This window comes from Roseobacter sp. SK209-2-6 (assembly GCF_000169455.1).
Lineage (GTDB): Bacteria > Pseudomonadota > Alphaproteobacteria > Rhodobacterales > Rhodobacteraceae > Pseudophaeobacter.
Map to the genome: position 1 here is coordinate 139,140 of NZ_AAYC01000009.1, position 26,566 is coordinate 165,705.

30 protein-coding genes are annotated in these 26,566 nt (G+C 56.2%); 17 read left to right on the forward strand and 13 right to left on the reverse strand.

Annotation, left to right across the window (positions count from 1 at the left end):
• Positions 1 to 184 precede the first annotated feature (184 nt).
• Positions 185 to 739 (reverse strand): VPLPA-CTERM sorting domain-containing protein, encoded by a 555-nt coding sequence (locus RSK20926_RS14560; protein ID WP_008207831.1) that lies wholly within the window; start codon positions 737 to 739, stop codon positions 185 to 187.
• Between the two features lie 494 nt (positions 740 to 1,233).
• Here RSK20926_RS14560 and groES point away from each other — a divergent pair, with 494 nt between their 5' ends.
• From groES to RSK20926_RS14595, 7 genes are all read left to right on the forward strand, one after another.
• Positions 1,234 to 1,521 (forward strand): co-chaperone GroES, encoded by a 288-nt coding sequence (gene groES / locus RSK20926_RS14565; protein WP_008207832.1) that lies wholly within the window; start codon positions 1,234 to 1,236, stop codon positions 1,519 to 1,521.
• A gap of 81 nt (positions 1,522 to 1,602) precedes the next feature.
• On the forward strand, positions 1,603 to 3,255 hold the full coding sequence (gene groL, locus RSK20926_RS14570; protein WP_008207833.1) for a chaperonin GroEL: 1,653 nt from the start codon (positions 1,603 to 1,605) through the stop codon (positions 3,253 to 3,255).
• An 86-nt stretch (positions 3,256 to 3,341) separates the two neighbouring features.
• Complete coding sequence (locus RSK20926_RS14575; RefSeq protein WP_008207834.1) at positions 3,342 to 4,235, forward strand: HNH endonuclease; 894 nt, start codon at positions 3,342 to 3,344, stop codon at positions 4,233 to 4,235.
• 88 nt (positions 4,236 to 4,323) lie between these two features.
• Entirely contained in the window at positions 4,324 to 5,166 is an 843-nt protein-coding gene (locus RSK20926_RS14580) for a DMT family transporter (protein WP_008207835.1), read from the forward strand.
• A gap of 40 nt (positions 5,167 to 5,206) precedes the next feature.
• Complete coding sequence (locus RSK20926_RS14585; RefSeq protein ID WP_008207836.1) at positions 5,207 to 6,013, forward strand: alpha/beta fold hydrolase; 807 nt, start codon at positions 5,207 to 5,209, stop codon at positions 6,011 to 6,013.
• Entirely contained in the window at positions 6,010 to 7,161 is a 1,152-nt protein-coding gene (locus RSK20926_RS14590) for an alpha-D-ribose 1-methylphosphonate 5-triphosphate diphosphatase (RefSeq protein ID WP_037255247.1), read from the forward strand. The genes RSK20926_RS14585 and RSK20926_RS14590 overlap by 4 nt, the downstream gene beginning before the upstream one ends.
• Positions 7,162 to 7,183: 22 nt before the next feature.
• Positions 7,184 to 7,483 (forward strand): hypothetical protein, encoded by a 300-nt coding sequence (locus tag RSK20926_RS14595; RefSeq protein ID WP_008207839.1) that lies wholly within the window; start codon positions 7,184 to 7,186, stop codon positions 7,481 to 7,483.
• A gap of 148 nt (positions 7,484 to 7,631) precedes the next feature.
• Here RSK20926_RS14595 and RSK20926_RS14600 read toward each other — a convergent pair whose 3' ends face one another.
• The 3 genes from RSK20926_RS14600 to RSK20926_RS14610 form a co-directional block, all read right to left on the reverse strand.
• Positions 7,632 to 8,714, reverse strand: coding sequence for a 5-(carboxyamino)imidazole ribonucleotide synthase (locus RSK20926_RS14600; protein WP_008207840.1), 1,083 nt, complete (start codon positions 8,712 to 8,714; stop codon positions 7,632 to 7,634).
• On the reverse strand, positions 8,707 to 9,207 hold the full coding sequence (gene purE / locus RSK20926_RS14605) for a 5-(carboxyamino)imidazole ribonucleotide mutase (protein ID WP_083805799.1): 501 nt from the start codon (positions 9,205 to 9,207) through the stop codon (positions 8,707 to 8,709). The genes RSK20926_RS14600 and purE overlap by 8 nt, the downstream gene beginning before the upstream one ends.
• Positions 9,208 to 9,532: 325 nt before the next feature.
• Positions 9,533 to 9,757 carry a YdcH family protein gene (locus RSK20926_RS14610; RefSeq protein WP_008207844.1) on the reverse strand — a complete coding sequence of 75 codons (225 nt, stop codon included), beginning with the start codon at positions 9,755 to 9,757 and terminating at the stop codon, positions 9,533 to 9,535.
• A gap of 178 nt (positions 9,758 to 9,935) precedes the next feature.
• Here RSK20926_RS14610 and RSK20926_RS14615 point away from each other — a divergent pair, with 178 nt between their 5' ends.
• The 5 genes from RSK20926_RS14615 (at position 9,936) to RSK20926_RS14635 (ending at position 13,720) form a co-directional block, all read left to right on the forward strand.
• Positions 9,936 to 10,349: an Hsp20 family protein gene (locus RSK20926_RS14615; RefSeq protein ID WP_198136585.1), complete on the forward strand. Its 414-nt coding sequence runs from the start codon at positions 9,936 to 9,938 to the stop codon at positions 10,347 to 10,349.
• Between the two features lie 5 nt (positions 10,350 to 10,354).
• Positions 10,355 to 10,579 carry a DUF1150 family protein gene (locus RSK20926_RS14620; protein WP_008207848.1) on the forward strand — a complete coding sequence of 75 codons (225 nt, stop codon included), beginning with the start codon at positions 10,355 to 10,357 and terminating at the stop codon, positions 10,577 to 10,579.
• Positions 10,580 to 10,715: 136 nt separating this feature from the next.
• Positions 10,716 to 11,600 carry a PhzF family phenazine biosynthesis protein gene (locus RSK20926_RS14625; protein WP_008207850.1) on the forward strand — a complete coding sequence of 295 codons (885 nt, stop codon included), beginning with the start codon at positions 10,716 to 10,718 and terminating at the stop codon, positions 11,598 to 11,600.
• Between the two features lie 39 nt (positions 11,601 to 11,639).
• Positions 11,640 to 12,503 (forward strand): glycosyltransferase family 10 domain-containing protein, encoded by an 864-nt coding sequence (locus RSK20926_RS14630; protein WP_037255253.1) that lies wholly within the window; start codon positions 11,640 to 11,642, stop codon positions 12,501 to 12,503.
• A 74-nt stretch (positions 12,504 to 12,577) separates the two neighbouring features.
• On the forward strand, positions 12,578 to 13,720 hold the full coding sequence (locus tag RSK20926_RS14635) for a hypothetical protein (protein ID WP_008207852.1): 1,143 nt from the start codon (positions 12,578 to 12,580) through the stop codon (positions 13,718 to 13,720).
• Positions 13,721 to 13,806: 86 nt separating this feature from the next.
• Here the strand turns inward: RSK20926_RS14635 and RSK20926_RS14640 are convergent, their stop codons facing one another.
• The 4 genes from RSK20926_RS14640 to trxB form a co-directional block, all read right to left on the reverse strand.
• Entirely contained in the window at positions 13,807 to 15,882 is a 2,076-nt protein-coding gene (locus RSK20926_RS14640) for a bifunctional sulfate adenylyltransferase/adenylylsulfate kinase (protein ID WP_008207853.1), read from the reverse strand.
• A 159-nt stretch (positions 15,883 to 16,041) separates the two neighbouring features.
• Entirely contained in the window at positions 16,042 to 17,739 is a 1,698-nt protein-coding gene (locus tag RSK20926_RS14645) for an adenylate/guanylate cyclase domain-containing protein (protein WP_037255255.1), read from the reverse strand.
• 123 nt (positions 17,740 to 17,862) lie between these two features.
• Positions 17,863 to 18,195, reverse strand: coding sequence for a ribonuclease E inhibitor RraB (locus tag RSK20926_RS14650; protein ID WP_008207855.1), 333 nt, complete (start codon positions 18,193 to 18,195; stop codon positions 17,863 to 17,865).
• Between the two features lie 5 nt (positions 18,196 to 18,200).
• The gene (gene trxB, locus RSK20926_RS14655) at positions 18,201 to 19,142 is read right to left on the reverse strand and encodes a thioredoxin-disulfide reductase (RefSeq protein WP_008207856.1); all 942 of its coding nucleotides are present in this window, start codon (positions 19,140 to 19,142) and stop codon (positions 18,201 to 18,203) included.
• 227 nt (positions 19,143 to 19,369) lie between these two features.
• On the opposite strand from trxB, the gene RSK20926_RS14660 reads away from it, so the two are divergent.
• A complete protein-coding gene (locus RSK20926_RS14660) occupies positions 19,370 to 19,870 on the forward strand; it encodes an Lrp/AsnC family transcriptional regulator (RefSeq protein WP_037255293.1) in 501 nt (166 codons plus the stop codon).
• An 86-nt stretch (positions 19,871 to 19,956) separates the two neighbouring features.
• Here the strand turns inward: RSK20926_RS14660 and RSK20926_RS14665 are convergent, their stop codons facing one another.
• The 5 genes from RSK20926_RS14665 to lgt all read right to left on the reverse strand — a co-directional run bounded on the left by RSK20926_RS14665 (position 19,957) and on the right by lgt (position 24,155).
• Positions 19,957 to 20,715, reverse strand: coding sequence for a Hint domain-containing protein (locus RSK20926_RS14665; protein ID WP_008207858.1), 759 nt, complete (start codon positions 20,713 to 20,715; stop codon positions 19,957 to 19,959).
• A gap of 315 nt (positions 20,716 to 21,030) precedes the next feature.
• Positions 21,031 to 21,192 carry a hypothetical protein gene (locus tag RSK20926_RS23040; protein ID WP_198136586.1) on the reverse strand — a complete coding sequence of 54 codons (162 nt, stop codon included), beginning with the start codon at positions 21,190 to 21,192 and terminating at the stop codon, positions 21,031 to 21,033.
• A 244-nt stretch (positions 21,193 to 21,436) separates the two neighbouring features.
• A complete protein-coding gene (gene pgeF, locus RSK20926_RS14675; RefSeq protein WP_008207861.1) occupies positions 21,437 to 22,192 on the reverse strand; it encodes a peptidoglycan editing factor PgeF in 756 nt (251 codons plus the stop codon).
• A complete protein-coding gene (locus RSK20926_RS14680) occupies positions 22,189 to 23,259 on the reverse strand; it encodes a class I SAM-dependent methyltransferase (protein WP_008207862.1) in 1,071 nt (356 codons plus the stop codon). The genes pgeF and RSK20926_RS14680 overlap by 4 nt, the downstream gene beginning before the upstream one ends.
• Positions 23,256 to 24,155 carry a prolipoprotein diacylglyceryl transferase gene (gene lgt / locus RSK20926_RS14685; RefSeq protein ID WP_008207863.1) on the reverse strand — a complete coding sequence of 300 codons (900 nt, stop codon included), beginning with the start codon at positions 24,153 to 24,155 and terminating at the stop codon, positions 23,256 to 23,258. Before lgt ends, RSK20926_RS14680 begins: the two co-directional genes overlap by 4 nt.
• Before the next feature lie 97 nt (positions 24,156 to 24,252).
• Here lgt and RSK20926_RS14690 point away from each other — a divergent pair, with 97 nt between their 5' ends.
• The 4 genes from RSK20926_RS14690 to RSK20926_RS14705 all read left to right on the forward strand — a co-directional run bounded on the left by RSK20926_RS14690 (position 24,253) and on the right by RSK20926_RS14705 (position 26,565).
• Positions 24,253 to 24,501, forward strand: a complete 249-nt coding sequence (locus RSK20926_RS14690; protein WP_008207864.1) for an accessory factor UbiK family protein — start codon at positions 24,253 to 24,255, stop codon at positions 24,499 to 24,501.
• Between the two features lie 374 nt (positions 24,502 to 24,875).
• Entirely contained in the window at positions 24,876 to 25,376 is a 501-nt protein-coding gene (locus RSK20926_RS14695; protein ID WP_008207865.1) for a YbjN domain-containing protein, read from the forward strand.
• 42 nt (positions 25,377 to 25,418) lie between these two features.
• A complete protein-coding gene (gene proC, locus RSK20926_RS14700; RefSeq protein WP_037255257.1) occupies positions 25,419 to 26,234 on the forward strand; it encodes a pyrroline-5-carboxylate reductase in 816 nt (271 codons plus the stop codon).
• The gene (locus tag RSK20926_RS14705) at positions 26,227 to 26,565 is read left to right on the forward strand and encodes a tRNA-binding protein (protein WP_008207868.1); all 339 of its coding nucleotides are present in this window, start codon (positions 26,227 to 26,229) and stop codon (positions 26,563 to 26,565) included. Before proC ends, RSK20926_RS14705 begins: the two co-directional genes overlap by 8 nt.
• Position 26,566 lies beyond the last annotated feature (1 nt).

Consider the following 26,566-nt stretch of genomic DNA (forward strand, 5'->3'; position numbering starts at 1 on the left):
TCTGGTTCTGATCAATGGTGGGAAAAGGGCTTGATTGTTGCTGAAGGCAAAACATGTGCTTTTGCTGCTAGATGCCAGATGCAGCACGAATGCATGTGCGGAAAGGTTAAAGGAAACAAAGCCCGAAGCGCGAAAGTTGCGCAACGGGCTTTGCTTCTCTTGCTTCTGAGTGGAAAGCTAAGGGTTAGGCTGTTTGCTTTTGCTTGCGGCGGCGCATGGCGCCTAGCCCGAAAAGACCCAGACCCAGCATTCCAGCTGTTGCGGGCAGTGGTACCGGCGCCACTCCAGAAGTAAAGGTGATCGACCCAGAAAGAAGTTGAACCGTTCCGCAACAATTCACCCCGGCACTATAGTCAAACAGTAGATTAAGAAAGCCATCGCTGATCAGGCTTGCAAAGACCGCATTGGAGATTGTCGCGCTGCCCGTGTGGGTGGAAGAACTCTGCGTGCCGCTATCTCCAGCGAAATCAAAATCATCATTGCTAGAGTTGTTGTCAAATACACGGCCGAGGCTAAAGCCATCGATCGAAACATCCACGTACTCTGAGACGTGGTCCAAATCTCCGCGCGTGGAGAAGGTGAAAGTGGCATCGCCGATGATTGAGGTTGGCGTAACTAGATTATCAAAGCTTATATTAGCTCCGCTAGTCGTGGAACTGGTCGGCCCAAAGTCGATGGTGGTTGCGTGAGCGGTCGCAGCTGCAACGGTGAAGCAAGCAGCCAAAATAGTTGATTTCATGATCAAATCCTCACATCTGATTCGAAAAAGTTAAGCGGAATTAAACCAAGTTAACATAAAGTTAACACTTCACCAAAAAAATGCAGAAAAGCAATGAAACTTCTTAGTTTGTGGTAACCCCTTTAGCTGAACACAGTGAGCTGAGATTTGGCCTAGGGGCGGTGGAAAGCGTGACTGTAATGGGCATGTATCGCCCAAAATGAAGCGTTTTTTCGCGTGCTTTGACCGCTTGGTTGCGTCCTGCGCACAGGGATGGATTGGGGCACTGCTCGAATTTATTCTGTCACTTTCTGCCCCGTCACCTGGGATCTTTGGAATGCCAAGCAGCTGGAACAGGAGCCTGCTCAAATTTTATTGCTCTTATCGGTTGACTCACAGCTGGCGCCTGCCTAGCTATTCGTCCGTTAGCACTCATTCGATGTGAGTGATAACGCCCTCTGCGGGGAGCAGGGGGATAGAGATAACAACCTTTGAGCCTTTAAGGAGCTGCAAAGATGGCATTGAAACCACTCCACGATCGCGTGCTGGTTCGTCGTACCGAAAGCGAAGAAAAAACTGCTGGCGGTCTGATCATTCCTGAATCCGCCAAGGAAAAACCCAGCGAAGGCCAGGTCGTCGCAACCGGCGAAGGCGCCCGCAAAGACAATGGTGAGCTGATCGCAATGGCGGTTTCCGCTGGCGACAACATCCTGTTCGGCAAATGGTCCGGCACCGAAGTCACCGTCGACGGCGAAGAGCTGCTGATGATGAAAGAAAGCGACATCATGGGCATCATCGAGTAAGCCACCGGGTTTTCCCAACTGGCTTCTCTGATCCCATAACTTATCGCTAAAAAACACAGATTTTCTCGAGGAGAATAAAACATGGCTGCTAAGGACGTCAAATTCGACACCGATGCCCGCAACCGTATGCTCGCCGGCGTAAACGTACTGGCCGATGCCGTCAAAGTGACCCTGGGCCCCAAAGGCCGTAACGTGGTTCTGGACAAATCTTTTGGTGCGCCACGCATCACCAAAGATGGTGTTTCCGTTGCCAAAGAGATCGAGCTGGAAGATAAGTTCGAAAACATGGGCGCCCAGATGGTGAAGGAAGTTGCTTCCCGTACCAACGACGAAGCAGGCGACGGCACCACCACTGCCACCGTTCTGGCTCAGGCGATCGTCAAAGAAGGTCTGAAGCAGGTTGCTGCTGGCCTGAACCCAATGGATCTGAAGCGCGGCATCGACCTGGCAACTGCCAAAGTCGTCGAAGGCATCAAAGCCTCTGCTCGTGACGTAAAAGACTCTGCTGAAGTTGCGCAAGTGGGCACCATCTCCGCCAACGGCGAAGAAGCCATCGGCAGCCAGATCGCTGACGCGATGCAGAAAGTCGGCAACGAAGGTGTTATCACCGTCGAAGAAAACAAAGGTCTGGAAACAGAGACCGATGTTGTTGAAGGCATGCAGTTCGACCGCGGCTACCTGTCGCCTTACTTCGTGACCAATGCTGACAAGATGATTGCAGATCTCGACGACTGCATGATCCTTCTGCACGAAAAGAAACTGTCCTCGCTGCAGTCCATGGTTCCGCTGCTCGAGCAGGTGATCCAGTCGCAGAAGCCTCTGCTGATCATTGCTGAAGATGTTGAAGGCGAAGCCCTGGCGACCCTCGTGGTCAACAAACTGCGTGGCGGTCTGAAAATTGCTGCGGTCAAAGCACCTGGTTTCGGCGACCGCCGCAAAGCCATGCTGCAGGACATCGCCATCCTGACCGGTGGCCAGGTGATTTCTGAGGATCTGGGCATGAAGCTCGAGTCCGTCACCATGGACATGCTGGGCACCGCCAAGAAGGTTGAAATCACCAAAGACGAAACCACCATCGTTGACGGTGCAGGCGCCAAAGCCGAGATCGAAGCACGTGTTGCTCAGATCCGCACCCAGATCGAAGAAACCTCTTCCGATTACGACCGTGAGAAACTGCAAGAGCGCGTTGCCAAACTGGCCGGCGGTGTTGCTGTTATCCGCGTCGGCGGCATGACCGAAGTCGAAGTGAAAGAGCGCAAAGACCGCGTTGATGATGCTCTGAACGCGACCCGCGCGGCCGTTCAAGAAGGCGTTATCGTTGGTGGTGGTGTTGCTCTGGTCCAGGCCGGTAAAGCTCTGGCCGGTCTGGAAGGCGCTAACGCTGACCAGAACGCTGGTATCGTGATCGTCAAGAAAGCCATCGAAGCGCCTCTGCGTCAGATCGCCGAGAACGCGGGTGTTGACGGTGCGGTTGTTGCCGGCAAAGTGCGTGAATCCGACGACACCTCCTTTGGCTTCAATGCTCAGACCGAAGAATATGGCGACATGTTCTCCTTTGGTGTGATCGACCCTGCCAAAGTAACCCGTACCGCGCTGGAAGATGCAGCCTCGATTGCTGGCCTGCTGATCACCACCGAAGCCATGGTTGCTGACAAGCCCGCCAAAGACGGCGGCGCAGCTGGCGGCGGCATGCCCGACATGGGTGGCATGGGCGGCATGGGCGGCATGATGTAAGCATCTGCCATCCAACCGGATGATTTGGGGTCGCCTGCAAAGGCGACCCCTTTTCTATTGTAAAATGGTGGCTTACAACTTTTAGCATGGCAAAGGCTGTGTTCATTCAATCGACCCACTCCAGCTATGATGACCAACCTGGGAGTGCCTATAACTTCCCAAAACGGCAGTATCTTAGTCGTGTTGAACAGACCGTTGGCGACTGGGTGATCTTCTACGAAGGGCGGCGTGGCGGCGGCCGAGGCTACTACGCTGTCCAGAGGGTTTTGCGAGTTGTCGAAGATCCGCTGGATTCAAAGATGGCATATGCTGTTTTTGACCAAGGGAGTGAGCTGTCATTTGAGAATTTTGTTCCGCGTTGGGTGGAAGGGCAGGGCCCCTATGAAACTGGGCTACCCAGATCTCGGGGAAATAACACAAGTGCTGTTCGACCGATTTCTGATCAAGACTTTGCCAGGATCATTGACGCTGGTCTTGCCGTAAAAAGGGAACCAAACGCGATACCTCGGGTCGGTAATTTCAATTTGGAAACCGGGTTTGCAGATGAACAGGCGGAATATTTACACATGAGTGAGCCGCGAGACTCTGTTCTGACTCAGCGCGCCTTTCGCGACCGCAGTTTTGCCCGCCAAGTTAAGCATGCTTACGGTGGGAGGTGTTCTATGTCGGGGCTTGAATTGAGAAATGGCGGTGGACGCCCCGAGGTCGAGGCAGCACATATCATACCAGTCTCAAACAGCGGCCCAGATACAGTGAGTAACGGGTTGGCCCTGTCTGGCACCGTGCATTGGATGTTTGATCGCGGATTGATATCAATTAGCGATGATAGAGAGATCTTGGTAGCTAAGAAGGCGGTTGATGAAAGCACCTTAGAGCGACTGCTAGTGCCTGACAGACGACTAATCGAACCCGTGGATCCAGCATTTAAACCTCACAAGGCTTACCTTCGATGGCATCGGGAAAATGTTTTCAAAGGCTGAGCATCCCAGTCCTAAGACTTTTAGTGAACAGGCTAGGTTACTCAAGAATTGTCTGGTTCTTGATGTATCTGTGAGATAGCAGCCTTTCATGCATCTTTTTCTTCTTGTCTGCCTAACAATGCTGGCCTTCGCTGCCAATTCCATTTTGGGACGCATGGCGATCTCCTGGGACTATATGGATGCGCTTAGCTTTGGCCTGCTAAGGCTGGCTTCCGGAGCTGCTATTCTCCTGCTTTTGGTTCAGATCCAAGGCAAGCGCCCAAAGCAACCTCTGGTTCGCAGCTTGGCGGCGGCGGCGGCATTGACCCTTTACATGGTGGGTTTCTGTCTGGCTTACGAGGAGCTCGATGCCGGACTTGGAGCGCTGGTTCTGTTTGGGGTGGTGCAAATTGCCATGTTCGCCTGGGGTAGCCTGACCGGTGCGGGGAGTGGCAAGCTGCAGACCTGCGGGGCTGTGCTGGCCTTTCTGGGGCTGGCTTATGCTGTTTGGCCAGATGAGGCCTTGAATGTTCCCCTGTTTTCAACGTTCCTGATGGCGCTTAGCGGAATTGGCTGGGCCGCCTATAGCTTGTTGGGGCGCGGGGTCAAGGATCCCTTGGCTGCCACCAGCCTCAGCTTTCTATGGGCAACGGGCCTGATGCTCCCTCTGCTGCTCTTGTTGCAGGAGAATGCCGTGATTACCTGGCAGGGCATTGCTCTTGGGGTGCTGTCTGGCGCAGTCACCTCTGGCCTGGGCTATGCTCTTTGGTATCGGGTTCTGCCCCTCTTGCAGCCTGCGGTCGCCGCGACGATCCAGCTGAGCGTGCCGGTGATTGCGATCGCGGGTGGGGCTCTGTTGTTGGCAGAGCCTCTGGGGCTGCGCCTGTTGTTGGGAACGCTGGGGGTTCTGGCAGGGATAGCGCTGGTGATTTGGGCGCCGAAACCGCACTAGCAGTCTTTTCAGACCGCTCTTCCAACTCTATGTGGGAGAGATGACATTTCATCGGTTTTTGATAGCGTTCTTTTTCCTGCTCTTGGCGCCATTGCCGCTGCGTGCGGACTGTGTTGTGCTGCTGCATGGGCTTGCCCGAAGTGAGAACTCCTTTGCTTTGCTAGAGCAGATCCTGACCTCTCGCGGTTATACCACCTCTCGGCCCGGCTACCCCTCGACCAAGCTGCCGGTTGAGGAGCTTGCAGCGCGAACTCTGCCACAAGCCGTGGTCGAATGTGATGGGGCAGCAAAGATCCACTTTGTAACCCATTCCATGGGCGGGATCCTGTTGCGGCAGTGGCTAAGCCTGCCAGAAAACAACATTCCAAACATCGGTCACACGGTCATGTTGGGCCCACCAAATCAAGGGAGCGAAGTCGTCGACAAGTTTGGGGACTGGAAGGTCTTTGGAACCATCAATGGACCGGCTGGCGGACAGTTGGGAACGGGTGCGGATAGTCTGCCAAGCTCCTTGCCTGCGGTTGATTTCCCATTGGGGGTTATTGCCGGGCTAAAATCGCTCAACCCGCTGTTTTCCAAAATCATACCTGGGCCAGATGATGGGAAGGTTTCTGTTGCGAGCACCCATGTGGAGGGCATGCGGGATCACCTGATCCTGTCGGTTACACATACTTTCATGATGAATGATCCCGAAGTCATTGCGCAGACGCTGCACTTTTTGCAAAAGGGACGTTTTGATCCGCAGATGACCTGGATGCAGGCCTTTGAGGATCTGATCAAGGGGCAGTGCATCGGTGAGGGCTGCACGGCTGGAGCGCATTTAGAGCAGAGGGAGAAATCCGAGTGACAGCGTTGAGTTTTACCCTGCAAGGCGCGGATGTCCTGCACCCCGGAGGTGTCGAAGCGAAGTCCGAAATCTCGATTTCAGAGGGGGTGATTGCGCCGTCAACGCAGGGGCGGAAGCTTGATCTGTCCGGATTTCAAGTTTTACCTGGGATCATTGATACCCATGGCGATGGCTTCGAACGCCACCTGGCGCCACGGCGTGGGGCTATGAAGCAAATGGAAGAAGGGGTGGTTGCCACAGAGGCTGAGCTGGCCGCGAATGGGATCACCACCGCTGTTCTGGCGCAGTTTTACAGCTGGGAAGGTGGCGTGCGCGGGCCCGAGTATGCGGATCAGGTCTTTGCCGCTATCCGTAAGGTGCGGGGCGATCTGGTCACCGATCTGATGCCGCAACTGCGGTTTGAAACCCATATGCTCGAAGACTATGCTGATCTGCCTGCCATGATTGCCGAGTGGCAGGTGCCTTACCTGGTCTTCAACGATCACCTGCCGCATGATCGGCTGGCCGAGGGGCGCAAGCCGCCGCGGCTGACCGGACAGGCGTTGAAGGCACGACGCAACCCGGAGAAGCACTTTGAAATGCTGATGGAGATGCACCGCCGCAGCCCGGAGGTGCCCGCAGCCCTAGAGAGGCTGTGTCAGCAGCTGACAGAGCAGGGGTTGCGTCTAGGCAGCCATGATGACCAGACCTCGCAGGATCGCGCGACATGGCGGGGGCGCGGGGCCACTATCAGCGAGTTTCCCGAAACGCTGGAGGCGGCAGAGGCGGCGCGAGCCGGGGGCGACCACATCATTCTGGGCTCCCCCAATGTGGTGCGTGGTGGCTCACACAAGGGCAATGCCTCGGCACTGGATCTGATAGCAATGGGGCTCTGCGATGCGCTGGCCTCTGACTATCACTATCCCAGCCCACGCCGGGCGGCGCTGATGCTGGCGCGCTCTGGCCTCTTGGATCTGGCTGGGGCCTGGGCGCTGGTCTCTTCCGGCCCGGCGCGACTGTTGGGGTTAGATGATCGCGGTGATTTCACCCCCGGCAAGCGCGCCGATATGGTGATCCTCGACAAGGAAAGCGAGCGGGTGGCAGCCACGCTTTCCGACGGCCGGGTGAGCTATATGTCAGGTGAGGTTGCTGCGCGGTTTCTGGGGTAGACCAGTGCGGGTCCTGGGCCGAGTGCGAAATCTTGTTGTCGTTCTGGCCGGGACGTGCCTGGCGCTGGGCGTGACCTCCACATTGGCCTGTGGTGGGTTTGTCTTGGACACCAAGCTTGAGGAAGGGCGTTACTTACTCTTGTTGCGGTCAGGTTCGCAACCTGCGGAGTGGGTAGAGACAGCAGCTTTGCGATATTGGTTCGAAACAATACTCGATGTGGTCGTTATGGGCACTGCTCTTGCCGCGTTGACCTGTGCGGTTCTCTACTTCCTGAAACGGGAATGGGATCTCGCAAAAGACTCTCGAAACCCGGACGACTAGAATTTTCAGGAACATCTGACGCTCTTGCGCCTGTCCGCAGGCGGAAGCAAAGCGCCCGCCCATGGGGGCGGACGGGCGCTGCTCGGCCTATGGCCGAGCGTGGTGTTGGATTGTAGGGTAGTCACTCGCGAGAGTACCAACCGACGCGCTACTTTGCCTGTTTGGCGCGTTGAATCCGGTTCACATGGGCCATCTTGCGGCCTGGTTTAGCCTCAGCCTTACCATAGAGATGCAATGCGCAGTCGCGTTCTTTGGCCAGGTCTGGAATGCGATCCATGTCGTCACCGATAAGGTTTTCCATCACCACATCCGCATGGCGTTGGCCATCGCCCAGGGGCCAGCCGACCACAGCGCGGATATGCTGTTCGAACTGGTCGACGCTGCAGCCGTTTTGGGTCCAATGGCCTGAGTTATGCACCCGCGGGGCGATCTCGTTCACGATGAGGCCTTCGGGGGTTACAAAAAGTTCCACGCCCATCACGCCAACATAGTCCAGAGCATTCAGGATTTTCGCAGCCATCAGAACCGCATCCATGCGTTGCCCGGCAGTCAGTCGCGCGGGCACGGTTGTGGTATGAAGAATGCCATCACGATGCACATTCTCGCCGGGATCATAGCAGGCGACCTCTCCGGTGACACCCCGTGCGGCAATGACGGAAACTTCATGGCTAAAGGTTACAAAGCCTTCCAGAACCGAGGGCGCGCCAGCCATGGCTGCCAGCGCTTCGGGGGCGTCCTCCAGCGACTTCAGTCGAGCCTGTCCTTTGCCATCATAGCCAAAGCGACGGGTTTTCAGAATGGCCGGGGCGCTGATCTCTTCCAGAGCTTTGTCCAGGCTGGTCTGATCGGTGATATCAGCAAAGGGCGCAACGGTCAGGCCGAGGTCCTGCAGAAAGCTCTTTTCGGTCAAGCGGTCCTGTGAAACCCGCAGTGCTTCGCGGCCGGGGCGAATGGGACGAATGGCCTCGATAGTATCCAGGGCTGCGGTTGGGATGTTTTCAAACTCATAGGTGATGACATCCACAGATTTTGCAAAAGCTATGAGGGCTTCGCTATCTTCGTATCCGGCAGTTGTGACCTGATCCGCCACCTGTCCTGCAGGTGGGTTGGCGCCGGGTTCAAAGATATGGGTCTTGAAGCCCAGACGCGAGGCCGCAACCGAGAGCATGCGACCCAATTGTCCGCCCCCCAGAATGCCGATAGTGGCGCCGGGATTTAGTACGTCAGTCATCGGAAGGCTCCTCGGGGATAGAGGCGGAAAGGGCATCGCGCCAGTCATCAAGCCGCTTGGCCAGTTCAGGATCTTGCAGAGCCAGAATGCCCGCAGCCATGAGACCCGCATTGGCAGCCCCCGCCGCTCCAATCGCCATGGTCGCAACCGGGAACCCTTTGGGCATCTGAACAATCGAGTAGAGTGAATCTACGCCGGAAAGAGCGCGGGTTTGCACCGGAACACCAACAACCGGTACCCGTGTTTTGGAAGCAACCATTCCGGGGAGATGCGCCGCACCACCAGCACCTGCGATGATTACCTGCAGGCCACGTTCAGCGGCGCTCTTACCATAGGACCAGAGACGGTCAGGGGTGCGATGCGCCGAGACGATCTTGGCTTCATAAGAAATGCCAAGCTCATCAAGAATCGAAGCAGCTTCCTTCATAGTCGGCCAGTCAGACTGGCTGCCCATGATTATGCCTATTTTGATGTCGGAAGGGGTCTGTGCCATCTGGTCCGGTCCTGTCATGCCATGCGCCCTGTCGAAAATGCGCCGAGGTGGAAGGAGCGCGCACTATAGTGGAAGTTCCTGCCCACGCAATGCAGGAGGGCGGGCGGATTGCCGCGCTTCCTTTGATTTTCACGACAGAGCCATGGCTTTGAGGTTCGTTTCATTTGAAACAGGCATCGAAAACACAGTTTTGGGTCTGTGAGACCCGTCGCACGCCCAGAGAAATGCCAACAAAAGAGAAGGGAGAAGCAAGAGTTTGGTTGCTGATTCCCAAATGCAGGATCCTAGGTGTCAGGCTTTGGCCTGCTGCGGTTGGTCTGAAAACCTAGGCTATGATATCCGGCGTCAGGCGATCTTCGATCAAAGCAATTTTGTCTTTCAGAACCAGTTTTTGCTTTTTCAACCGTCTGATCGTCAACTGATCACTGGTCCCGCGCTCTTGTAGGGCGATGATCGCCTCATCCAGGTCTCTGTGTTGCCGACGAAAAACTTCGAGTTCGACTTTCAGAACCTCATCCGTTTTCATCGAAATATCAGAGGGTGCGTTCATGGGGGGACTCGACCGATGTTAAGAGCTTTGTACAGCAGGATACTTCGTTAACACCTTTTCCGCTAGACCTATGCGTGCATGCCCTTGAGAATTTGGAGAAAGTTACCATATTCTTTGCGTGTGGTTGCCGAACCGGGACCACCACCTGACGTCGCTTTGAAGAAAAAGGACGAGATACGTGTCGAAACTCACCTTGGGTTCATACCCTCATATGCTGGGGTTTGAGCAGTTGGAACGCCTCCTGGAGCGCTCGGCGAAATCCGGGAATGAGGGCTATCCCCCATATAATATTGAACAAACATCCGATTTTTCCTATCGGATCACGCTGGCCGTCGCGGGCTTTGCCGAAGAGGATTTGGCAATCACCGTTGAAGACAGGCAACTCGTCATTCGCGGACGTCAGCGAGACGATGGCGAAGGGCGGGTCTTCCTGCATCGGGGAATCGCGGCGCGACAGTTCCAGCGGATGTTTGTTCTGGCAGATGGCGTGGATGTTGGCGAAGCGGTGATGGAAAACGGGCTGCTTCATGTGGATCTGACCCGCTCCAGGCCTGAAACCGTTGTGCAGACAATCAATATAAAGAAGGGGTAGAGGCAATGAACACACCATTTGATTTCTCTTTTGGCGAGGCAAAGACGGTCTATGTAAAAACCGTGGAGGTTGCTGATCTGCCAGAAGAAATGCGGGCGGGCGCAGAAGGGCGCGAGCAGCTCTATGCGGTGCATGATGCCGAAGGGGAGCAATTGGCGCTGGTTGCTGACCGCAGGCTTGCGTTTTTGTTGGCAAGGCAGAATGATTTCGCGCCAGTTCCGGTTCACTAGGTCACGCTAGGTCCCCAAAATTTCAAGTGCCCTGGTAAAAGTTTGAGCCGCCCTAAACCTTGGGGGCGGCTCTACTTGTTTGACAAAGCAGCCCGGCTCATCAAAACCTAGCGCGCAATCAAAAAGGGAGAGAGAGATGCCTCAGTTTGATTTTGATTGGGTTGATGCCTTCTCGTCGCGCGCTTTCGGGGGCAATGGTTGCGCGGTTGTACATGGTGGTGCCAGCCTGCCAGTCGATGTCTGCATGGCCTATGTGCGGGAAACCTCGCTGGTTGAATGCACCTTCACCGGACCTTCTGATATCGCTGACTTTAAGGTGCGGTACTTCCTTGCCAGTCGCGAAATCCCCTTTGCAGGTCATCCGACAATCGCAACGGTTGCTGCAATGCGGGATCGCGGCCTTATTGGCGACGGAGAGGTCCGGTTGGAAACGGGGGCAGGTGTCGTGCCAGTCACTATCCAAGATGGCCTGATTGAAATGACGCAGATCGCGCCGGTCTATGGCCAGACGGCAGATCCTTCTCTTGTTGCCTCGGCCATCTCTCTGCCACCAGATGCGATTTTGGAGACACCGCAGGTGGTCTCTACCGGGCTGCCATTTTGTATCACGCTCTTGCGCGACAAAGAGGCCCTGCTTGCGGCCAAACTAGACCTCGCTGGGTTGGCGCAACTAGGAGAGAGCCTGGGCGCCGACGGCATAGACGTGATGGAGCCCTTCCTAGTGACGCTGGAGGGGGCGACAGAAGCTGGAGATACCTATTCGCGCCTCTTGATGGCGCCGCCCAGTCCGCCGGAAGATCCCTTTACAGGCTCAGCCACCGGAGCAATGGCGGCCTATCTTTGGAAACACGGGTTGATCAAGAAGGAAAGCTTTGTTGCAGAGCAGGGCCATGGTCTGGGGCGTCCGGGGCAGGCACAGGTGAGGCGTGTTGGCCCTGCGGGCAACCTTCAGGGCGTCCGCGTTTCAGGCAAGGGTTTTGTTTTGATGCGGGGGCAGGTGGATCTGCCCGCCGCAGTTTGACTGCCAGAAACACGATGTGCCACCCATGGGAAGGCTGCAATGACTGAAGCTGCTATAGCTGTAGCACCTTATGGTGTAACTCTGGGGAAGTCCTTGGCGGATTTGCCTTTGTCGGCTTTGGCCTGGCCCTTGGGTTGTCCCGAAAGGCTGCAAGGAGGGCGAGTTTGTGATCTGGGTCCCCAGGACCATCTGGTGCTCTATATCAAGCGGGCCATGCATTGGCAGAGCCACCGTCACTGCAAGGCGCAGATCTCGGTCATGGTGATGGAGCCTAGGATCATGTCACGCCAGCATCATTGGTTGCTGCGCCTTAGCCATAGCAGGTTCTTTCGCGTTTTTACCTATGATCCAGCCTTGTTAAAGGCGCTGCCCAATGCTGAGTTTTTGGCTTTTGGCACCACCTGGGTGCCGGAATGGCGTGATCTCGATCTTACGAAACACAAAGATCTCTCGTTGATTGCTTCGGCTAAGAGAGACCACCCTGGTCACCAACTACGCCATGAGATCGTTGGACATCTACAGGATGCGGTTTGCGATGCAGATATTCTGGGGCGCGGCTACCGATCTTTTGACGCCAAAGCGGAAGGGCTTGCGCCATACCACTATTCAGTTGTGATCGAAAACGTTCGAGAGGAAAACTACTTTTCAGAAAAGCTCATCGATGCGCTGCTTTGCGAGACCGTGCCGATCTACTGGGGGTGTCCAAATATTGCTGATTTCCTCCCCGGCGAAGGCATTATTTCTTGCAATACTCATTCGGAAATAAAGGCCGCGGTTTCGAGCATCAGTGAAGCGGATTATCTGAGGCGCTTGGCAGGCCTCCGTGAGATCAAGCATGAAGCGAGCCTGCTTGCCGATCTTCCAATGCGCGCTGCAAAAGCCCTAAGAGCAAGTTTGCCTTAGGTTGCGAAGAAAAACTCTTTTCATCCTTTGGAATGTTTCCTAGGCAAGGGGCAGGAATAGGGAGATATTGTTTTATGAAATTCCTCTTAGGCTGGGCAGCATCATTTTCCATTGCTTTGACTGCGCAGCAGGCGGTGGCGGCTGAGCCTCAGCAAAAAGAATATGTAACCTGCGTTCAAAATCAGCTGCGATCCTTGGGGCAGGCCAATGTGTCGGTAACTGGCCGACTTGACAGTGCAACCAAGACGGCAACCAATGCGGTTCTTGAGCAAGGTTCCGAAACAAAGGGTCTGACCTTGTTGCCCAGGATCACAAATAAGACAGCGGTGAGCTGGTGTCGTGAGTTAGCGGCGTTGCGGCCAGCTTTAAAGCGTTACATGCCAAGTGCTAAACCGCCGATTGTTGTCGCCGAAGGTGGAACAGGTAGTCTGCAGACGAAACTGGTTTCAACGGCATTCAAAAATGTAGAGAGTTTCTTTCGAGCGCACTATGGAATTCACCTTGCGAGCAGGGTTGATGTCGCCGGGGCGGCTTCAGGAGAGGAACTTGCAAAACTGGCCGTTGGCTTGCAGCGCCAACGCGGACAGTCCTACGGAGGCATGTCATCCTCGATCTCGCGGATCTGTCGTACGCCCAGTCTTGGCTATGGTGGGCAGGCCTATCGCGACCAGCTTCTGATTTGTTGGAAGCACCGAAGCCGCTATGATCAGGCTTGGTACAAGAAGGTCAGTCGCATGGTTTCGAGCATCATGGCGCATGAATATATGCACCATTTGCAGCGCGAGTTGACCAACGACAAGATCTGGAAAGCGAACTACCGAAGCCAAGCCAAGATGGGGCCGCTCTGGATGGTTGAAGGTGGCGCGGAGCTTGCTGAATACAATTGGCGGATCAAGAGAGGTGGGGGCAAGGTTCTTCCCTTTAACACCTTAATGAAACCCGCAGCAAAGAGCGCCAAGAATTTGCGGGCTATGCAAAGGTGGCAATCTATTCGGGGGCGCGAAGAATACGCGACTTCGCGCTTTGCGGTGTACTTGCTTGCACGGCGTTTTGGCGAAGAGGCGATCATCGACTACTGGCGTTACCTTGGTCAGGGCAATTCCTGGGAGGCAGCCTTCAAAGCGGCATTTGGTATGTCGATGGGAGAGTACTACCAAAAGTTTGAAACTGTACGCCGCAATTCCAAGTTGGCTGCGGCTTTTGCAGCAGGACACTAATTTGGGAGGTCACTCCGTCTGCTACACAAAGAAGGCCGGGGAAACCCGGCCTTCTTCACTTTGAGGCAGGTGAGCTGCCTTGGTGTTTAACCTGCGATCAGGCCCATGCTTTCCAGCTTTAGAAGAACCTGGTGGGCACAGTTGTCAACTTCGACATTTTCAGTCTCGACCGACAGCTCAGGGCTCTTTGGAACATCATAGGGGTCGGAGATGCCGGTGAACTCTTTAATCTTGCCTTCACGCGCGAGCTTATACAGGCCCTTGCGGTCGCGGCGTTCACATTCCTCAATGGAGGTGGCGACATGAACTTCGACAAAGGCTCCAAACTGCTCCACATCTTCGCGTACCGCTCGGCGGGTGGTGGCATAGGGCGCAATCGGCGCGCAGATTGCGATACCACCGTTTTTGGTGATCTCAGAGGCCACATAACCGATGCGACGGATGTTGAGATCGCGGTGCTCTTTTGAGAAGCCCAGCTCACTGGAGAGGTTCTTCCGCACGATGTCACCATCAAGAAGGGTCACCGGGCGGCCGCCCATTTCCATCAGTTTGACCATAAGCGCGTTGGCAATGGTGGATTTGCCGGAGCCTGAGAAGCCGGTGAAGAACACGGTGAAACCCTGCTGCGAGCGTGGCGGCTTGGTTTTGCGCAACTCGGTCACCACCTCAGGGAAGGAGAACCACTCGGGGATCTCCAGGCCTTCTTGCAGGCGGCGGCGCAGTTCGGTGCCGGAGATGTTCAGGATAGTGACATTGTCGCGATCCGCGATCTCGTCGTTGGGCTCATACTGGGCGCGCTCCTGCACATAGACCATGTGTTTGAAGTCGACCATTTTGATGCCAATCTCGTCCTCGTGCTGGCGGAACAGATCCTGTGCATCATAGGGGCCATAGAAATCTTCACCTTGGCTGTTCTTGCCGGGTCCGGCGTGGTCACGGCCAACGATAAAGTGGGTGCAGCCGTGGTTCTTGCGGATCAGACCGTGCCAAACAGCTTCGCGTGGGCCTGCCATGCGCATCGCCAGGTTCAGCAGCGACATGGAGGTGGTGGCGGCTGGATACTTATCCAGGACGGCCTCATAGCAACGAACACGGGTAAAGTGGTCGACATCGCCGGGCTTGGTCATGCCAACAACCGGATGGATCAGCAGGTTGGCTTCGGCTTCGCGCGCAGCGCGGAAGGTGAGTTCCTGGTGGGCGCGGTGCAGCGGGTTGCGCGTCTGGAAGGCCACAACCTTGCGCCAGCCCACCTTGCGGAAATAGGCGCGCAGCTCATTCGGGGTGTCGCGGCGGGCACGGAAATCATAGTGCACAGGCTGCTGGATGCCAGTCACAGGGCCGCCCAGGTAGATCTTACCGGCTGTATTGTGCAGATAGTTGACAGCAGGGTGCGCCTCATCATCGGCGCCAAAGACTTTTTCCGCCTCGCGAGATTTGTTCGGCTCCCAGCGGTCGGTGACGGTCATGGTACCCAGGATAACGCCTTCCTGATCGCGCAGGGCAATGTCTTCACCCAGTTCGATGGAGGCCGCAAAATCCTCTGATACGTCCAAAGTGATCGGCATTGGCCAGAGCGTTCCATCGGCCATGCGCATGTTTTCAACAACGCCGTTGTAGTCTTCTTCGGTCAGGAAGCCTTTGAGTGGGTTGAACCCGCCGTTCATCAGCAGTTCCAGATCGCAGATCTGGCGCGGGGAGAGATCGTGGCTCTTGAGGTTTGCGGCCTCGACCTTGAGTTTTTGCGCGGAGTCGTAGGAAACATAGAGTTCCTGAATCGGAGCAAGATTGTTCTGCATTATCTTTGTCCTGTATTTAAAAGGGGCTAGACCGCTGGTGGTACCGGTCAATTCGGCATGAAGGGCGTCGTATTCCGCAAATTTGCGGGTCAGGAATTGGTCGGTGAGCCGTATTCTTTCGGCGGCTCCACGGGTGGTCACTGCATAGGCAAAGCGTTGGCGCTTATCCGGCCCTGAGCGTTGGCTGACCTGGATTAAGCCTTCTTTTTCAGCTGACTTCAGCAGCCCGTTAAGGCGCCCCAAGGAGATGGCCAGCGCTGTAGAGGTGGCCCGTTGCGATGCATCCGGGGCCAGATCGAGCTGGCGCAAGAGACGAAAAAGCAGATCGTCGTCCTCTTGCGAAGGGGTTTTTTCTGTTTGAGCCATCGAAGTCTTTACGCAGTGCGTTCACGAGTGAACACATTGCACATGTCGCAAAGAAAACAAAGCCCAGAAAGCTTAGAATTTGCGCTATGCCTTTGGGCAAGAGAGCTGGAAATACCGTTCAGACCGGAAATGGCTACCTGGATAAAACCCGGTTCTGCTTTAGCTGGGTGAGAGGGACGGGCATTCAGCTTGGCGTAAAACTTCGGGAAGCTCTGACGCCTGCGCAACCGAGAGGGCTTGCATGGGGGTAGGAACCCCCCTGAGCGATAGCCGAAGCAAGTCGAGGGTACTGGTGTCGTAACCTGCAGCCACCAGAAGATCCGCAGAGACAAGAAGCTCTGCTTGGAGTTCCTTGGTCTGGGCTTCCAGCCGGCTCGCGGTGTTCACGGTGCTGCCGATGATCGTCCGAGGTGCATTGCCGGAAGAGCCAATCTCACCGATCACCAGGCCACCAAGATGCACGCCCATTCCGATGCGCAAAGGGGTCTCGGCCTCGTTGTGCAGGGCGGCATTGAAGTCTTGCAGTGCTTGCCCCGCAGCGGCACAGGCCCGGAGTGCAGATTCCGCTGAGGCTTTGGCGTCTTGCGCCTCGAACAGGGCCAGAAACCCATCGCCCAGGTATTTGTCGACCTTGCCGCCCTCGGCCTCGATGCAGGGCACGACGGCGTCAAAGAAGCGATTGAGAAGGAAAACAACGTCATAGGGTAGTTGGGAGGCGGTACGTTCGGTAAAGCCGCGAATATCGAGGAAGAGGATGGCCAATTGCCGCTCTTCCCCCTGGCTGGCATGGGCACGTTCCCGGTTCCCATCGGGTCGAAACTGGCGGCAGACCGTAAGAGGGGCGCCTGGGTGGATCTGGCAGGCGAGCCGCATGTTGTCTGGCGCCTTTATTGCGGCAAGGCTTCGTGCTTCGGCAGCCTCTGGAAGGGGGAGGTCTGCCCCACCTTCTTCCACGATGACGCGACAGGTTGTGCAACGCCCCTTGCCGCCACATAGGGCCGCGTGAGGGATGTCATGGGTTCTGGAAATTTCCAGAAGGGTCATACCTTTTTCACCGGTGATGGTGGGGCCGTGGCGGTAGGTGATGCGAACGGAACGCCGTCGCCGCAGGATCTTTTTGACGCAATAGGCAAGCGCTGTGAGTGCAAGCAAAGCCATAAAGATCTGGACCAAACGGTTTTCGGTCAAGATCAGGGTCGCAAAGTTCTCTCTGTCGGGCCAATTGAAATCTGCCATCAGTGCGGCTCTTTGGCTTGCGTCCTGAAAGAGCTCATAAATCCTGCGCCCTTCGGTCAACAGGCCCGCCAGGGCGAAGCTGGGTACAAAAACAGCAATCCCGATCATGTAAGGAAGAAAACGTGACCACCAATCGGTGAGGCGGAGCCAGAAGTGCAGGCCCATGCATCCATGGATCCAGACCGCCAGCAAAAGGGCGGATTGCCACCAGACGACAGGGGAGTTCCACATCAGAATGATGACATATGGGTATTCGTCATTCACCTCAAAAACTTGATGGGCCACCGAGGTATGGGCGATATGCGGCAAGAGCTGTAGCGGGATCAGCAGCCCTAGCACGGTTTGAAAGGCCTCACCACGCGGCATGCGCAAACTACGGCGACGTGCCAGCCGCCAGAGCGCGAGGCCGGGGTGCAGCAACAAAGCGCTGATCATCACCAGGGCGCCCAGGGGGGTGCGCGTAATGAGGTGGCGAACGTCCTGCATTGCCTCCATGGCTTCTGGAGAGATCAGGCCAAGGCCTAGGTTGACAAAGTGAAAGAAGGCATAGGTCAGTAAAATCAAGCCACTGACAATTCGACAGCGGGTAATCCAATCCCCAAGCCAGAGCGTGCTTGCCACTCAGGGTCTCCTGTGTTGCGGTTTTCTCTTTCAGTCTGAGGGGTGCTGCGAACTGGGTCAAGAGAGGCCAGAGGACTGGGGCAAGAGAGGTTAGGGGAGGAGAGGCTAGGCTAGGCGGGAGGTTTAGCTCTCCATGCCCCAGCCATCAGGTGCAAACCCGTGTTCAAGAGCGAGCTTGGTCGCTATTTCTTCGCCGATCCAGATGCCCGTAGCAGAGACGGTTTGATCTGCCAGAGTTGCGCGAAGATAGGACGGGTCATCCCCTTCCGCTTCGTAAAACTCGCATTCAAAACCATTCTGGTGCAGCGCTTCGGCCAAGGGGAGCCAATCGGCACCTTCTTGGGTGGGGATGAAAAAGTAATCTACATCCGCCACCTCAGGCAGGCCATGTTTGCCTTGCAGATCGTTATATGCCGCAAGTGTTTCGGCCCTTTGGCTGTCAAAATCATGCGGCATGGATCTTACTCCTGCTCTGCCAGAAAACGCTCTGCGTCCAGCGCGGCCATACAGCCCATGCCCGCAGATGTGACCGCCTGGCGATACTTGTGGTCGGTCAGATCGCCGGCGGCGAAAATGCCGGGAACCGATGTCTCGGTAGAACCGGGTTTTACAGAGACATAGCCGCCGTTGTGCAGCTCAAGGTCGTCTTTAACCAGCTCATTCGCAGGGGCATGACCAATAGCAACAAAAACGCCCTTGCAGGGGATTTCCTTGGTCTCGCCGGTCTGCACGTTTTTGACGACGACGCCCTCAACGCCCAGCGGGTTCTCGGTGCCGACAACTTCCTCCAGCGTGTGGAACCAGAGGGGCTCAATCTTGTCGTTCTTCATCAGGCGGTCGATCAGGATCTTTTCCGCGCGCAGCTCATCGCGGCGGTGGATCAGAGTGACCTTGGAGGCAAAGTTGGTCAGGAACAGGGCTTCCTCAACCGCAGTGTTGCCGCCGCCAATCACAACGATCTCTTGACCCCGGTAGAAAAAGCCATCGCAGGTGGCGCAGGCAGAGACGCCAAAGCCTTTGAACTTCTCTTCGCTTTCCAGGCCCAGCCATTTGGCGCGGGCGCCGGTTGCCAGAATAACCGCATCCGCAGTGTAGGTAGTGCCACTATCACCCTTTGCGGTGAAAGGACGCGCCGAGGTGTCGAGCGAGGTGATGATATCGCCGATGATCTCACAGCCCATCGCCTGGGCGTGTTCCTGCATCTTGATCATCAGATCTGGGCCCTGAACCTCGGTGAAACCGGGGTAGTTCTCCACCTCTGTCGTGGTGGTCAGCTGGCCGCCGGGCTCAATCCCTTGAACCAGGATCGGTTCCAGCATGGCGCGCGAAGCATAGACCCCGGCGGTATAGCCCGCTGGGCCGGAGCCGATGATCAGAACTTTGGTGTGGCGCGTGTCGCTCATCTCTTTTCCCCAATTCGGTAGCCTAGCAGCTGGGCCGCTTTGAAATCTGCATATAGCGATTGGAGGTGGGTACTGAAACCCCTCCTGCGTTCCTGATTTCCACGAGAAGTCACAAGAATTTTCCACTTGATCCCAAGCGGGGCAAAGATTATTGCGCCGCGGTGAAATATTATTGCGTGATTGAGCCTGGGTGCTATAAGAAACGCAATCTGACAGGAGCTTTGCACATGGTCACTACCCGTCTTGATCCGATTGATCGCAAGATACTTTCGGAGCTTCAGGCCGATGGGCGTATGACCAACGTTGAACTGGCAAAGCGTGTCGGGATCTCTGCTCCACCCTGTCTGCGGCGTGTTCGCGCGCTGGAAGAGGCGGGGCTGATTGGGGGCTACCATGCTGAAGTCAACGCCCGCGAGCTAGGTTTTGAGGTTCAGGTCTTTGCCATGGTTGGGCTGGAAAGCCAGGCCGAAGCGGAGCTCTCTGCCTTTGAGGAAAAATGCCGCAGCTGGCCTTTGGTGCGGGAGTGCCACATGCTGAACGGTGAGGTGGACTTCATTTTGAAATGTGTGTCACCTGATCTCAGCACGTTCCAGAGCTTCCTGACCGGCGATCTGCTAACGACCCCGAATGTGGCAAGCGTCAAGACCTCGCTGGTTATCCGGGGTGCCAAGGACGAACCCGGCGTGCCATTTGATGTGCTAGAAGAACGGCTGCAGCGCGAAGCCTGATTGGTCAGCCACCATGCTTTCTACCATTTGATCCTTTGCCGCAGATCCCACTGTGATTTTGCGGTGTGGCTTTGCGGCCTTTGATGTCAGAACTCTAACCGTTCATAGGCGAGAGGACCAAACCCGCTGAGGTTATCTACATGGCTGAACAGGTTTAAGAACAAAGTCTTAATCGCATAGCTGACGAGTTTCAGTGCATCTGGGCCGGGGTGATAGGTTTCGAACTCCAATCCACCGACCTTGATGATTGCATGCTGTGGCAAGCAAATATGGTAGAGATCCACGACCGTAGGCGGTGTGGTTTCAAAAATGCTCATATCGTCCTGAAAAGAGGCTGCCGGGATAAGCAAAGGGCTTCCGTCTGAACGACCGGACCCATTTGAAGGCAGGCGTAAGAGGCGCGCAGAGGGGCCGGCAACCATGCTGGACATGGGTTTTTGCAACCCGAGACTATCCGCCATGAAACTGGTGAGGCGATGCTGACGACCTTTGGAATCCACGCGCGCAGGCATCAGGCTCGTGGTGCCTTTCCAAACCAGGGGCTGCGGCTCTCCAATATCTGTGATCAGCAGATCTCCGGGCAGAAGATCCTCGACGGCAATGGGGCCGGTTGTCGTTTCAACCAATGAGCCACGGGTAAAAGCGCAGAATGCTTCGTCAAAGAGTGGAAGCGCCGGAGCGATATGGCGTGTTTCCGCGATATTGCCATTGGGCAAGAGGCTGCTGACCTCATAGCGGCGCAGTTGTGGCTTGTTGCTATGACGCAGAGCAGCCGGGTCCTGCAGCAGGGCCCGGGTTTCGGCGGCGTTTACCGCTGCTTGTTGCAGCGACGTGGGGATGGTCATCTACTTAGACCTTTCTCGTAACCTGCGCAGCTCATCCGGATCCTGACCGGATTGGCATTGGCGCGATAGGGGCTGGCAGCGGAGTTCTCTCCAGGCCCGAAACTCTTTTGGCTAGCTGTTCTGGCGGCCTTGATCACCTTGCAAAGACACCCTTTCAGCAAACGATGTGAAAACGGATTGCCCAAGCACTCCATGGAACGCTGAAGGCCAAAAGCTAACAAAGGGTCACCGAAACGTGCAGCGGGAACGCAGTGAACCCGTGAAATTCGTAGCTCAGGCACTTTGAACCAGACCCCAGTTTTCGAGCGCCCAGATCTAGGCGCGTTTCAGGGCGAATTCGGTTTCCTGTAGCAATTTGGTTTTGGTGCGGTTTCTCAGCATTGTGCTGCGAGGGGTTCCGCGTGACCAAGGCATAGTCGTTGTCTCTGATTTCGCAGCGGAAATCACCGACTTCAGGAAACGGTTCCGGGCTTTCATCACTCTCTCCTGCCAGTTTGGCGAACTGTTATTGCCATCTTTATCGGCAAGGTTTGCGCCCAGAATATGGCCAAGCAAAGGAATTGGCTGGACCAAAATCAAAAGAGAAATCACACAGCAAAACCGCGACGGGTCAGACCGAATTGAAAAGTAACAACAATTTTAGGAAGGGTGTGAATTTACGGCGATTTCACCCCATCAGGCGAGCCCGCCGCAATCCATTCTCGGCTAGTCGCGGTGTGAGCTAGAGGCGAATGCAGGAAATGAGTCGGCCATAATCGGCTTCGCGGGCATGGGTCGCCCGCCGGTAAGAATAAAATCGCTCCTCATCACTATAGGTGCAATGCTTGATCCACTCTGCACGACCAACGCCAGCAGCTCGTAATTTGTGAAGCCCAAGGGCGGGCAAGTCAAAGAGATATCTATCACCTTCGCCATTGGCAAAGAAACGGGCGAAATCCGGGTCCTGCTGCAAAAAGTCCTCTGCGAAATCGGGACCAACCTCATACGCCTGTTGGGAAATGGAGGGGCCGATCACCGCCACCGTGTTTGAGCGATCCGCACCGAGACCTTCCATGGCTTCCAGCGTTGCCTCCAGAACTCCATCCAATGTGCCGCGCCAGCCCGCATGGGCCGCGCCAACAACGCCTGCCGCCTGGTCCGCAAACAGGACCGGCTGGCAATCCGCGGTCAGAATGGCAAGGGCCAAGCCGGGCGTGCGGGTCACCATCGCATCAGCCTTGGGGCGCGCGCTGCTGGGCCCCGTGATCAACTCGACCTTGGCAGAGTGGATCTGATGTACACCGGTGAGGTCTTGCGCCGTGACGCCCATAGCCTCTGCCACACGGGTTCGGTTGACCGTGACCGCTTCGCTTTGATCAGAGGACCCCATCCCGCAATTCAGGCCATGGAAAATGCCGGAAGAGGCGCCGCCGCGTCGGGTGAAAAATCCGTGACGCGTCGCGCCCAAGAGATCAGAGGTCAGAATTTCCAAGGTCATGACAGCAATCCAGGCGGTGGGGAAAATTGCGCCGGGTAAAGCCCGAGCACTTTGAACAAGTTTCCCATTTCTTCAGGATGCGTCAAGCGCCGATGTGCAGCGATCAAAGTGTCGAGAGCTTCCCCCTGCAAGGCGCGGGACAGTGCCTGTGCACGTTCGGTGATGCCCAGCCGCTCCAAAAAGACCCCTTGTGGTGTTACCCGGCTGTGGGCGCAGCCGGTGGATTTGGTGCTTTGGGCCAGGAATTCAAAATCTACATGCAGCGTCAGATCTGCCTTGCCGGGGTTTTCCAGTGGTGGCGTAGATTTATGCGCGCGCAGGGCCTGCAGGGTATCCCCAAGCGAACGCCAATCGCCATAATCGATGATCAGAGCCGCCCCCCCGAATGTAGAAATCCGATCTGCGATTGGCTCCAAAAGGGTCGCAGCAGGGCTGCACAGCTCAACCAGATCTCCCGGCCGCGTGTCCTCCAGCCGATATGCAAGGGCAGGCTGATCCGTCGCGCTTCCAAGGCCAAAACCCAGTTTCCCCTCTTCCAGCCCAATCAGTCTTTCGCGCCAGCCATCACTATCGCGGACAAACTGGCGCGCGGGCAGGGCGTCAAAAAACTCATTTGCGACAAGGAAAACTGGCAGGTTGGGCAGCTCCATCGGCTCAGCCACCCATGATACATCGTATTCCTCAAGGGCTTTGGCTTGCTCGCGTTGCAACTTTGGAGAGGCCTCAACCAAAAACACCTGCATTGCTTGGTGAAAACCAGTGACCCCAGCGGTGGCGCGCAATAGGTCCCGCATCAGAGTGCCGCGACCTGGCCCCAACTCTACCAGAGCAAAAGGGGAGGGCGCGCCCTGATCCAACCAGCATTGGGCCAGGCAAAGCCCCAGCAGTTCGCCAAACATCTGGCTGATTTCGGGCGCTGTGACAAAGTCCCCGCTTTGGCCAAAGGGATCACGGGTGCTGTAGTAGCCGAATTCGGGGTGGAGCAGGCATTCAGACATATACTCGGCCAGACTGATCGGGCCGTTTTCCTGAATGCGCGCGACAAGTTGTTGTTCCAAAGAGCTCATTCAGCTGTGCCCTGTGTTGGTTTTGCCTTCATGGCAAAGTAGATCCCAAGCGCAATCATCGGCAAGGACAGGATTTGCCCCATGGTGAGGCCATAGTCTCCTACCTGCCAGGCCAGCCCAAGCGGATTGCCGGGCGCGATAAACTGCGCGTCTGGCTGACGCACAAATTCAACGAGGAACCGGGCCAACCCGTAGCCGGCCAGGAAAAGGCCAAGCGTCAGGCCAGGGCGGTGAAAACTCTGTCGCCGCCAGACAATCCACAACAACAAGACCCCCAGCACGAGCCCTTCCATCAGGGCTTCGTAGAGCTGCGAAGGATGGCGGGCGCAAATCTCGCCAAGGGCCTGGCCACAGGCCTGTGCCGCTTGTCCTGGAAAGGCCACCCCCCAGGGCAAATCGGTCGTTCGACCCCAGAGTTCCGCGTTGATGAAATTGGCAAGCCGCCCCAGGAGCAACCCAACAGGAACGGTATAGGCGATCAGATCCGCCAGCTTCAGCTTGTCTATCTTTTGCTGGCGCGCAAAGAGCCAAGAGGCAATAATGACGCCGAGAAGGCCGCCGTGAAACGCCATGCCCCCCTGCCAGATCCGCAGGATCTCACTGGGGTTCGCAAGGTAGTAGCCCGGTTGATAAAAGAGAACAAAACCCAGCCGTCCCCCCAGAATGACGCCCAGAATGATCCATGTCAGCAGGTCTTCCAACTGTGCCGCTTGCATCGGGGCCTTGCCACCGGGCCAGAGATGCGTGGATTTCAACGCAGTTGCGGCAAGGCGCCAAGCCAGGATAATCCCGAAGATATAGGCCAGGGCATACCAGCGCAGCGCAAACTCCATACCAAAAAGGGAAATCGAGAATATCTCGGGTGAAAGTTCGGGGAAAGGGATCATTGCCTGCATGTGCGTCTGAATGCCTCTGCTCAGGATGGGAAGTCAACGGCTTGTCCGCGACCGCTTTGCGCCCCATATAGGGGGTAACCCTGATACGGAGAAGACAATGCAGACCCGCAACAAGATTATGGATGATATTTCTCAGCTGATGACCAATGCGATGGGCGTGGCCCAGGGCGCAAAGGACGAAGCTGAGACCGCCATGAAGAGCCTTTTGGATCGTTGGTTGGCGGATCGTGATTTCGTAACCCGCGAAGAATTTGATGCGGTGCGCGCCATGGCGCAAAAAGCACGGGAAGAAAACGAAGCGCTAAAAGCGCGTTTGGATGCTCTGGAAGACGCCCCAAAGGGCTGAGTGCGACTGCGCTGACCTTTCTCCTTTCTTAGCGTTAGGTTCCCCGTGGCGGAAACACAGGTTTCCGCCCGCGCCCTTTGGTGGGAACCCCTAGCGCAACAGCATGACATCTAGCGGTGTTATCGCCAGATCGGGTCGTTAAAACTTCAGGAATGCTGGCACATAGGGTGCAAATTCTGCAGCCGACATATTGCGGCAATGTACCTTTCATCCACAACTTATTGAAGATATCCCCAAATAAAGGGTTGCCAGACCCTCGCTCTCGCCCCACCATATCTAGTATGAACTTGGGTGATACCCTCGGTTCATAGACCAGAAAACTAGTTGTTGCGGCCCACGGGCCTGGACCACTAGATAAAAAAGAGAGGTGAGATATGGCCCTTTCCGAGCACCTTCTGGACGAAGAATCCCATCCCATAGATATTGTCGAAACGCTGGCCGCCAATCACGACTGGGACTTTGACCGTATTGGGGATGACCAGATCGCCATGGCCGTCGAAGGCCAGTGGCGGACCTATTCCCTGACCTTGGCCTGGTCAGGATTTGAAGAAACGCTGCGGTTGGTCTGCAGCTATGAGATGGAACCGCCGCAGGATCAGCTTGGCCAGCTTTACGAGTTGATCAATCTTATGAATGATCAATGCTGGAGTGGCAGTTTCACCTATTGGGAAGAGCATCGCCTGATGCTGTTTCGCTATGGTTTGCTGCTGTCAGGCGGGCAGGTTGCCAGCCCGCATCAGATTGATGCGATGATTCAGGCGGCGGTCACCAGTTGTGAACGCTACTACCCGGCAATCCAGTTGACCACCTGGGCAAAGCAATCCCCACAGCAAGCAATGCAGGTTGCTATTGCGGAGGCCTATGGCCGCGCCTAAACCTATGCATCGGAGTTAACGGCTGCAGGGGAGGCTGACCCGATGGATTTGAGCGCAATAGAAGCGCGTGGCTTGGTATTGTTGGGCTGCGGAAAGATGGGATCGGCGATGCTTGCCGGTTGGCTGGAAGGCGGCTTGCCCGCATCTTCCGTCTGGGTTCTGGACCCGCATCCTTCGGATTGGTTGCAGGCAACCGGTGTGAACATCAATCAGGATCTGCCAGCTGAACCGGCCATTGTTCTGATCGCTGTTAAGCCGCAGATGATGGGGGCTGCTCTGCCCAGCCTTCAGGCTTTGGGCAACGGTAGAACGCTGTTTGTATCTGTTGCTGCCGGGACCTCGATCGGAACCTTTGAAGAGATTCTGGGCCGTGAGACGCCGATTGTGCGCGCGATGCCGAATACACCTGCAGCAATCGGTCAGGGAATCACCGCACTGATCGGGAACGATAAGACGGCCGAAGCAGACATCTCCCTTGCGCAATCGCTGCTCTCGGCAGTGGGTCAAACCGTCAGGCTGGAGAGCGAAAGCCAGATGGATGCGGTCACCGGGGTGAGTGGCTCTGGGCCTGCCTATGTCTTCCACCTGATCGAGACCCTGGCCGCAGCCGGAGAAGCGCAGGGTCTGCCTGCGGCACTCGCCATGCAACTGGCCAAGGCAACGGTGGCTGGCGCAGGCGCACTGGCGGAAGCCGCAGAGGAAGATCCCAGCCAGCTGCGTGTCAATGTGACAAGCCCCAATGGGACGACGCAGGCCGCACTGGAAGTCCTGATGGATCAAAACGGTGGCTTCCCGGATCTGCTCAACCGGGCCGTTGCAGCGGCGACCGAACGCTCAAAGGAGCTGGCTCGTGGTTGAAATTAACTTCGACGATTTCATGAAAGTCGACATTCGGGTCGGCAAAGTCGTCCGCGCTGAACCTTACCCGGAAGCGCGCAAGCCCGCGATCAAGATGTGGATCGATTTTGGGCCAGAGATTGGAGAAAAGAAAACCTCCGCTCAGGTTACCGCGCATTACACCCCGGAATCCTTGCTGGGTAAGCAGGTCCTGGCGGTGGTGAATTTCCCAGCCCGTCAGATTGGTAAATTCATGTCCGAAGTTCTGGTGCTTGGATTGCCCGATGCGGATGGGGAAATTCGCTTGATTGGACCTGATGGTCCCGTGCCTCTTGGCGGAAGGATGCATTGAC

Excerpts from the sequence above, each read along its gene's own strand:
- RSK20926_RS14560 (WP_008207831.1), bottom strand. The coding sequence starts at position 739 with ATGAAATCAACTATTTTGGCTGCTTGCTTCACCGTTGCAGCTGCGACC.
- groES (WP_008207832.1), top strand. The coding sequence starts at position 1,234 with ATGGCATTGAAACCACTCCACGATCGCGTGCTGGTTCGTCGTACCGAA.
- groL (WP_008207833.1), top strand. The coding sequence starts at position 1,603 with ATGGCTGCTAAGGACGTCAAATTCGACACCGATGCCCGCAACCGTATG.
- RSK20926_RS14575 (WP_008207834.1), top strand. The coding sequence starts at position 3,342 with ATGGCAAAGGCTGTGTTCATTCAATCGACCCACTCCAGCTATGATGAC.
- RSK20926_RS14580 (WP_008207835.1), top strand. The coding sequence starts at position 4,324 with ATGCATCTTTTTCTTCTTGTCTGCCTAACAATGCTGGCCTTCGCTGCC.
- RSK20926_RS14585 (WP_008207836.1), top strand. The coding sequence starts at position 5,207 with ATGACATTTCATCGGTTTTTGATAGCGTTCTTTTTCCTGCTCTTGGCG.
- RSK20926_RS14600 (WP_008207840.1), bottom strand. The coding sequence starts at position 8,714 with ATGACTGACGTACTAAATCCCGGCGCCACTATCGGCATTCTGGGGGGC.
- purE (WP_083805799.1), bottom strand. The coding sequence starts at position 9,207 with ATGGCACAGACCCCTTCCGACATCAAAATAGGCATAATCATGGGCAGC.
- RSK20926_RS14610 (WP_008207844.1), bottom strand. The coding sequence starts at position 9,757 with ATGAACGCACCCTCTGATATTTCGATGAAAACGGATGAGGTTCTGAAA.
- RSK20926_RS14620 (WP_008207848.1), top strand. The coding sequence starts at position 10,355 with ATGAACACACCATTTGATTTCTCTTTTGGCGAGGCAAAGACGGTCTAT.
- RSK20926_RS14625 (WP_008207850.1), top strand. The coding sequence starts at position 10,716 with ATGCCTCAGTTTGATTTTGATTGGGTTGATGCCTTCTCGTCGCGCGCT.
- RSK20926_RS14630 (WP_037255253.1), top strand. The coding sequence starts at position 11,640 with ATGACTGAAGCTGCTATAGCTGTAGCACCTTATGGTGTAACTCTGGGG.
- RSK20926_RS14635 (WP_008207852.1), top strand. The coding sequence starts at position 12,578 with ATGAAATTCCTCTTAGGCTGGGCAGCATCATTTTCCATTGCTTTGACT.
- RSK20926_RS14640 (WP_008207853.1), bottom strand. The coding sequence starts at position 15,882 with ATGGCTCAAACAGAAAAAACCCCTTCGCAAGAGGACGACGATCTGCTT.
- RSK20926_RS14650 (WP_008207855.1), bottom strand. The coding sequence starts at position 18,195 with ATGCCGCATGATTTTGACAGCCAAAGGGCCGAAACACTTGCGGCATAT.
- trxB (WP_008207856.1), bottom strand. The coding sequence starts at position 19,142 with ATGAGCGACACGCGCCACACCAAAGTTCTGATCATCGGCTCCGGCCCA.
- RSK20926_RS14660 (WP_037255293.1), top strand. The coding sequence starts at position 19,370 with ATGGTCACTACCCGTCTTGATCCGATTGATCGCAAGATACTTTCGGAG.
- RSK20926_RS14665 (WP_008207858.1), bottom strand. The coding sequence starts at position 20,715 with ATGACCATCCCCACGTCGCTGCAACAAGCAGCGGTAAACGCCGCCGAA.
- RSK20926_RS23040 (WP_198136586.1), bottom strand. The coding sequence starts at position 21,192 with ATGAAAGCCCGGAACCGTTTCCTGAAGTCGGTGATTTCCGCTGCGAAA.
- pgeF (WP_008207861.1), bottom strand. The coding sequence starts at position 22,192 with ATGACCTTGGAAATTCTGACCTCTGATCTCTTGGGCGCGACGCGTCAC.
- RSK20926_RS14680 (WP_008207862.1), bottom strand. The coding sequence starts at position 23,259 with ATGAGCTCTTTGGAACAACAACTTGTCGCGCGCATTCAGGAAAACGGC.
- lgt (WP_008207863.1), bottom strand. The coding sequence starts at position 24,155 with ATGCAGGCAATGATCCCTTTCCCCGAACTTTCACCCGAGATATTCTCG.
- RSK20926_RS14690 (WP_008207864.1), top strand. The coding sequence starts at position 24,253 with ATGCAGACCCGCAACAAGATTATGGATGATATTTCTCAGCTGATGACC.
- RSK20926_RS14695 (WP_008207865.1), top strand. The coding sequence starts at position 24,876 with ATGGCCCTTTCCGAGCACCTTCTGGACGAAGAATCCCATCCCATAGAT.
- proC (WP_037255257.1), top strand. The coding sequence starts at position 25,419 with ATGGATTTGAGCGCAATAGAAGCGCGTGGCTTGGTATTGTTGGGCTGC.